Raw genomic sequence first — 5,466 nt, forward strand, 5'->3', positions numbered from 1 at the left:
CGACGACGTGACGCGCGCGGCCGAGGCGCCGGTCGCCCCCGTGCCCGCGGGTGCCCGCACCCCTGCGCCCGCGCCGCGCGCGGCGTGGACGGGCGGCCGCGAGGAGCGCATCCCCGTGAAGGGCGTGCGCCGGGCGACCGCGCAGGGCATGGTGCAGTCCGCGTTCACCGCGCCGCACGTGTCCGTCTTCACCGACGTCGACGCGACCCGCACGATGGAGCTCGTCGCGCGGCTCAAGGCGTCCCCCGACTTCGCGGGCGTCAAGGTGTCGCCGCTGCTCATCATGGCGCGGGCGATCCTGTGGGCGATCCGCCGCTCGCCCGAGGTGAACTCGACGTTCACCCCCGAGGAGCTCGTCGTGCACCACTACGTGAACCTCGGCATCGCCGCCGCGACCCCTCGGGGCCTCCTCGTGCCGAACATCAAGGACGCGCAGGACCTCTCGCTCCTCGAGCTCGCGAAGGCGCTCGAGCGGCTCACGATCACCGCGCGCGAGGGACGCACGCAGCCGGCGGACATGCAGCACGGCACGTTCACGATCACGAACATCGGCGTCTTCGGCATCGACACGGGCACGCCGATCCTCAACCCGGGGGAGACCGGCATCATCGCGCTCGGCACGATCCGGCAGAAGCCGTGGGTCGTCGACGGCGAGGTGCGGCCGCGCTGGGTGACGACCGTGGGCGGCTCCTTCGACCACCGCGCGGTCGACGGCGACGTCATCAGCCGCTTCGTCGCCGACGTCGCGTCGATCCTCGAGGAGCCGGCGCTGCTCGTGGAGTAGCGCCGGCCCGTCGCGGGGTCAGTCGAACAGCGCGCCCGCCCCGGGCCGCCACCAGCTGTCGTCGGGCGTCACGGGCATCCGCCGCTTGTGCTCGGTGCGGGTGTAGCGGTCGACGATCTGCTCGGCGACCGCCGGGTCGACCTCGCGGCCCTCGAGGAACGCGTCGATCTGCTCGTACTGCAGGCCGAGCTCGGCCTCGTCGCTCTGCCCGGGCCGCTCGTCGAGCAGGTCGGCCGTGGGCTCCTTCTGCCACAGCCGCTCGGGCGCGTCCAGCTCGCGCAGCAGCTGCTTGCCCTGCCGCTTGGTCAGGCCGGCGAGCGGCAGCACGTCGGCGCCGCCGTCGCCGTACTTCGTGTAGAAGCCGGTGACGCCCTCGGCGGCGTGGTCGGTGCCGATGACGAGCAGGCCCAGCTGCCCGCCGATCGCGTACTGCGCGATCATGCGCGCCCGCGCCTTGACGTTGCCCTTGTGGTAGTCGCTCACCTCGCCGACGCCCGCCTCGATCGATGCCTCGAGCGCGTCGACCCCCGGCTTGACGTCGACGGTCACCTCGCGATCGGCGGCGATGAAGTCGAGCGCGAGCTGCGCGTCGGCCTCGTCGCGCTGCACGCCGTAGGGGAGCCGCACCGCGGCGAAGGTCGCGTCGCCGCCGTCGGCGCGCACGCGCTCGACCGCGAGCTGGGCCAGGCGGCCGGCGAGCGTCGAGTCCTGACCGCCCGAGATGCCGAGCACGTAGCCCTTGGCACCGGTCGCCGCGAGGTAGTCGACGAGGAAGCGGATGCGGCGCTCGAGCTCGCGAGCGGGGTCGATCTCGGGTTGCGACCCGAGGGCGGCGATGATCTTCGGCTGGGCGATGCCGATCGGTGTGCGCTCCATGGCCCGAGCCTACGCGGGGGAGCCGGCGCTAGCGTGGCGTTCGCTGAGCGGCGAGATTGACAATCGTTCTCAACAAGGCGTAGCGTCGTCCCGTGCGGCACGGCGTCGCACTCGGACAGGACTCCCATGCGACTCACCCACGCCACTGCAGCCCTCGGCGCGATCGGCGCCGCCACGATCCTCCTGAGCGGATGCGCCGGCGCGCCCGCCGGGGCGGGCTCGGCCGACGAGCGGCTCGAGATCGTCGTCACCACGACGCAGCTCGCCGACATCACCCGCGACATCGTGGGCGACGAGGCCGAGGTGACGAGCCTGCTGGCGCCGGGAGCGAGCGCGCATGCGTTCGACCCGGGTCCCGCCGCCCTCTCCGCGCTCGCGACCGCCGATCTGCTCGTCATCAACGGCGCGGGGCTCGAGGGCTGGCTCGACAGCACGATCGAGGCGTCGGGCTTCGACGGCACGCTCGTCGACACGTCGGCCGGCATCGACCTCATGCCCGCCGAGGACGACCCGCACGAGGGCCACGACCACGACACCGAGCAGCCCGAGGACGCGCACGCGGAGGGCGAGCACGCCGAGGAGGAGCACGCCGACGACGCGCACGCCGACGACGCGCACGCCGAGGAGGGCCACGCCGAGGATCCGCACGCCGGCCACGACCACGGCGCGTTCGACCCGCACGTCTGGACCGACCCGGCGAACGTGATCGTGCAGGCGGAGGCCGTGCGCGACGCCGTGACCGCAGCCGACGCCGGGATCGACATCGACGCATCCGCCGACGCCGTCATCGAGCGGCTCACGGAGCTCGAGGCGTGGATGCGCGCCTCGATCGAGCAGGTGCCGGTCGAGGAGCGCCTCGTCGTCACGACCCACGACACCTTCGGCTACCTCGAGCGCGCGTTCGACGTGCAGGTGGTCGGCACGGTGCTCCCGAGCCTCGACGACAGCGCCGACGCGAGCGCCGCCCACATCGACGAGCTCGTCGCCGAGATCCGCGAGACGGGCACGCCCGTCGTGTTCAGCGAGAACGCGATCGACCCGCAGCTCGCGGCGACGATCGCCCGCGAGGCGGGCGTCGAGCTGCGGCAGGGCGAGGATGCGCTCGCGGCCGACGCGCTCGGCGCCGAGGGCAGCCCGACGGGCACCTACATCGGCGCGCAGATCCACAACGTCACCGCGATGGTGACGGCATGGGGCGCCGAGCCGCTGCCGGTGCCAGGATCGCTCTCATGAGCGAGCCCCCCGTCGTCGAGATCGCCGACGCGTCCTTCGGCTACGGGGGCGCGCCCGTGCTCACGGGCGTCTCGTTCGAGGTGCGGGAGGGCGAGGCCGTCGCGCTCATCGGCCCCAACGGGGCCGGCAAGTCCACGCTGCTCGCGGGCATCCTCGGCCTCGCCGAGCACGACGCGCGCACCTTCCGCGTTCCCACGGGGCGCGGCGAGATCGGCACGCTGCCGCAGTCGAGCGAGATCGACCCCGCGTTCCCCGTCACGCTCGAGCAGGTCGTGGCCATGGGCCGCACGCCGAGGCTGGGCCTCCGCTGGCCGGGCGGGCGCGACAAGCGCATCGTGGCGGACGCGCTCGCGGCCGTCGGGCTCAGCGAGCACCGCGGGACGCGCTTCGGCGACCTCTCCGGCGGTCAGCGGCAGCGCGGCCTGCTCGCCCGCGCGCTCGCGAGCCAGCCCCAGCTGCTGCTGCTCGACGAGCCGTTCAACGGCCTCGACCACGGGTCGAGGGATGCGCTGCTTGCGACGATCCGGCGGCTCAAGGCCGACGGTGTCGCACTCATCATCACGACGCACGACCTCGAGCTCGCGCGCGCGGTGTGCGACCGCACGCTGCTCGTCAACCGCGAGCAGATCGCGTTCGACGAGACCGCGTGCGTGCTGACGCTCGAGCGCGTCGAGGCGGCGTTCGCGAGCCACGTCATGGAGATCGACGGGCACACGCTCGCCACGACCGAGCACCACGAGGCGGAGCACGGCGTGCACCACCACCACCTGCTGCAGGACGACCTGGTGCAGGACCACGGCGGCGCACCGGGCGCCGACGGCCGATGACCGCGCTCGCGGCGCTCGTCGACCCGGTCACGCCGTTCGCGGCGCCGTTCCTCGCGCGACCGCTCGTGCTGCTCGTCGCGCTCGCCGGCGCGGCGGGCACGGTCGGCGTGCTCGTGCACGTGCGCCGGCTCGAGTTCTCGACCGACGGCCTCACGCACGCCGTCTTCCCGGGCCTCGCGATCGGCGCGATGCTCGGCGGCGCGGCGGGGCTGCTGCCCGGCGCGATCGGCGCGGCGCTCGTCGCCGCGGTCGTGCTCGCGCTCATCTCGCGCCGCGGTCAGGCGCGCGACACGGCGGTCGCGATCGTGCTCACGTCGTTCTTCTCGCTCGGCGTCGTGCTCGTCTCGGCGAGCGACGGGATCGCGGGCAGCCTCTCCGACTTCTTCTTCGGGCGCCTGCTGACCATCACGTGGAGCGACCTCTGGGTCGCGCTCGCGCTCATCGGCATCGCGGTCGCGCTCATCGTCGCGACGGCGGGCCAGCAGCTGTACGCGGCGTTCGACCCGGTCGGCGCGCGGCGTGCGGGGCTCAACGTCCTGGCCCTCGAGGTCGTCGGCAACGTCGCCGTCGCGCTCGTCGTGGTCGCCGCATCCGCCTCGGTCGGCACGCTGCTCGCGCTCGCGGTCGTGATCGTGCCGACCGCCGCCGCGCGCGCCCTCACCCGCTCGCTCGTGGCGGCCGGCGTGCTGTCGGCGCTGTTCGGCGCGCTGACCGGCTGGCTCGGCCTGTGGCTCGTCGTGCAGCTCGCGGCGCTCGGCCTCGATGCGGCCCCGGGCGCGACCGTCGCGCTCACGATGATCGTCGGCTACCTCGTGGCGCTCGCGGCGGGGGCGGTGCGCACCCGGGTCGCGCGGCCCCGTCGTCGGGGCCGCGACCTCGCCGCCGCGCCTCTCGCGCGCACGGCTGCCGCATCCGTCCCCCGGTCGCACGAGCCCGTCCCCGGCACGCGAGCGGACGCTGCGCGATGAGCCTCGCGACCCTCGACTTCTTCAGCCTCGCGATGCTCGAGGTCGTGCTCGCCGGCGCGCTCGCGGGCGTCGTCGGCGTGCTCGTCGTGCTGCGCGAGCGCGCCTTCTTCACGATGTCGCTCACGCACGCGACGTTCCCCGGCGCCGTGGTCGCGGCGATGCTCGGGGGATCGATCCCGCTCGGCGCGGCGGTCGCGGCCGTCGCGCTCGTCGCGGTCGCCGTGGGGATCGGCCGCATCCGCTCGCAGGGCCCCGCGGTCGCCTCGGGGGTGATGCTCACGGCGGGCTTCGCGCTCGGCGCGCTGCTGCAGTCCCTCAGCCCCCTCGCGATCGACGTGGAGTCGTTCCTCGTCGGCCAGGTGCTCGCGGTCACGGGCGCCGACATCGCCCTCACCGGCGTGCTCCTCGGGGCCGCGGTCGTCGTGTGGGCGGTCGCGGGCCGCCACCTCGTCTTCTCGAGCGCCGACGAGGCCGGGTACCGCCGCGCGGGCCTGCGCCCGTGGGTGCCGGAGGCGGTCTCGCTCGCCATGATCGCCGCGACCGTCGTCGCGATCATGCCGGTCGTCGGCGCGATCCTCGGTGTGGCGCTCATCGTCGCACCGGCCGCGGCGGCGCGGCTCGTCGTGCGAGACTGGCGCGCGATGCTCGTGCTCGCGCCGCTGATCGCGGTCGCGTCCGGCGTGCTCGGCCTGCTCGCATCGCGCTGGCTCGAGCTCGCGGCCGGCGGAGCGATCGCGCTCGTGGCCGCCGCGTTCTACGCGCTCGCGTGGCTCGTGGC

General features: G+C 74.4%; 6 protein-coding genes. 5 read left to right on the forward strand and 1 reads right to left on the reverse strand.

The window, feature by feature from the left end; translation table 11 throughout:
- A partial coding sequence (locus tag NWP09_RS11340; protein WP_258275620.1) for a dihydrolipoamide acetyltransferase family protein occupies positions 1-784 on the forward strand: 784 nt, incomplete at its 5' end.
- A gap of 18 nt (positions 785-802) precedes the next feature.
- Here the strand turns inward: NWP09_RS11340 and nadE are convergent.
- The gene (gene nadE, locus NWP09_RS11345) at positions 803-1,660 is read right to left on the reverse strand and encodes an ammonia-dependent NAD(+) synthetase (protein WP_258275621.1); all 858 of its coding nucleotides are present in this window, start codon (positions 1,658-1,660) and stop codon (positions 803-805) included.
- 126 nt (positions 1,661-1,786) lie between these two features.
- On the opposite strand from nadE, the gene NWP09_RS11350 reads away from it, so the two are divergent.
- From NWP09_RS11350 to NWP09_RS11365, 4 genes are all read left to right on the forward strand, one after another.
- A complete protein-coding gene (locus tag NWP09_RS11350) occupies positions 1,787-2,893 on the forward strand; it encodes a metal ABC transporter substrate-binding protein (RefSeq protein ID WP_258275622.1) in 1,107 nt (368 codons plus the stop codon).
- Positions 2,890-3,720 carry a metal ABC transporter ATP-binding protein gene (locus NWP09_RS11355; RefSeq protein WP_258275623.1) on the forward strand — a complete coding sequence of 277 codons (831 nt, stop codon included), beginning with the start codon at positions 2,890-2,892 and terminating at the stop codon, positions 3,718-3,720. The genes NWP09_RS11350 and NWP09_RS11355 overlap by 4 nt, the downstream gene beginning before the upstream one ends.
- The gene (locus NWP09_RS11360; RefSeq protein WP_258275624.1) at positions 3,717-4,688 is read left to right on the forward strand and encodes a metal ABC transporter permease; all 972 of its coding nucleotides are present in this window, start codon (positions 3,717-3,719) and stop codon (positions 4,686-4,688) included. The genes NWP09_RS11355 and NWP09_RS11360 overlap by 4 nt, the downstream gene beginning before the upstream one ends.
- On the forward strand, positions 4,685-5,466 hold a 782-nt coding region (locus tag NWP09_RS11365), incomplete at its 3' end, for a metal ABC transporter permease (protein WP_258275625.1). The genes NWP09_RS11360 and NWP09_RS11365, both read left to right, overlap by 4 nt.

The sequence above is a fragment of the Agrococcus sp. HG114 genome (assembly GCF_024723325.1).
Taxonomy (GTDB): domain Bacteria; phylum Actinomycetota; class Actinomycetes; order Actinomycetales; family Microbacteriaceae; genus Agrococcus.

Coding starts and splice junctions, on each gene's coding strand:
- nadE (WP_258275621.1), bottom strand. CDS start 1,660: ATGGAGCGCACACCGATCGGCATCGCCCAGCCGAAGATCATCGCCGCC.
- NWP09_RS11350 (WP_258275622.1), top strand. CDS start 1,787: ATGCGACTCACCCACGCCACTGCAGCCCTCGGCGCGATCGGCGCCGCC.
- NWP09_RS11355 (WP_258275623.1), top strand. CDS start 2,890: ATGAGCGAGCCCCCCGTCGTCGAGATCGCCGACGCGTCCTTCGGCTAC.
- NWP09_RS11360 (WP_258275624.1), top strand. CDS start 3,717: ATGACCGCGCTCGCGGCGCTCGTCGACCCGGTCACGCCGTTCGCGGCG.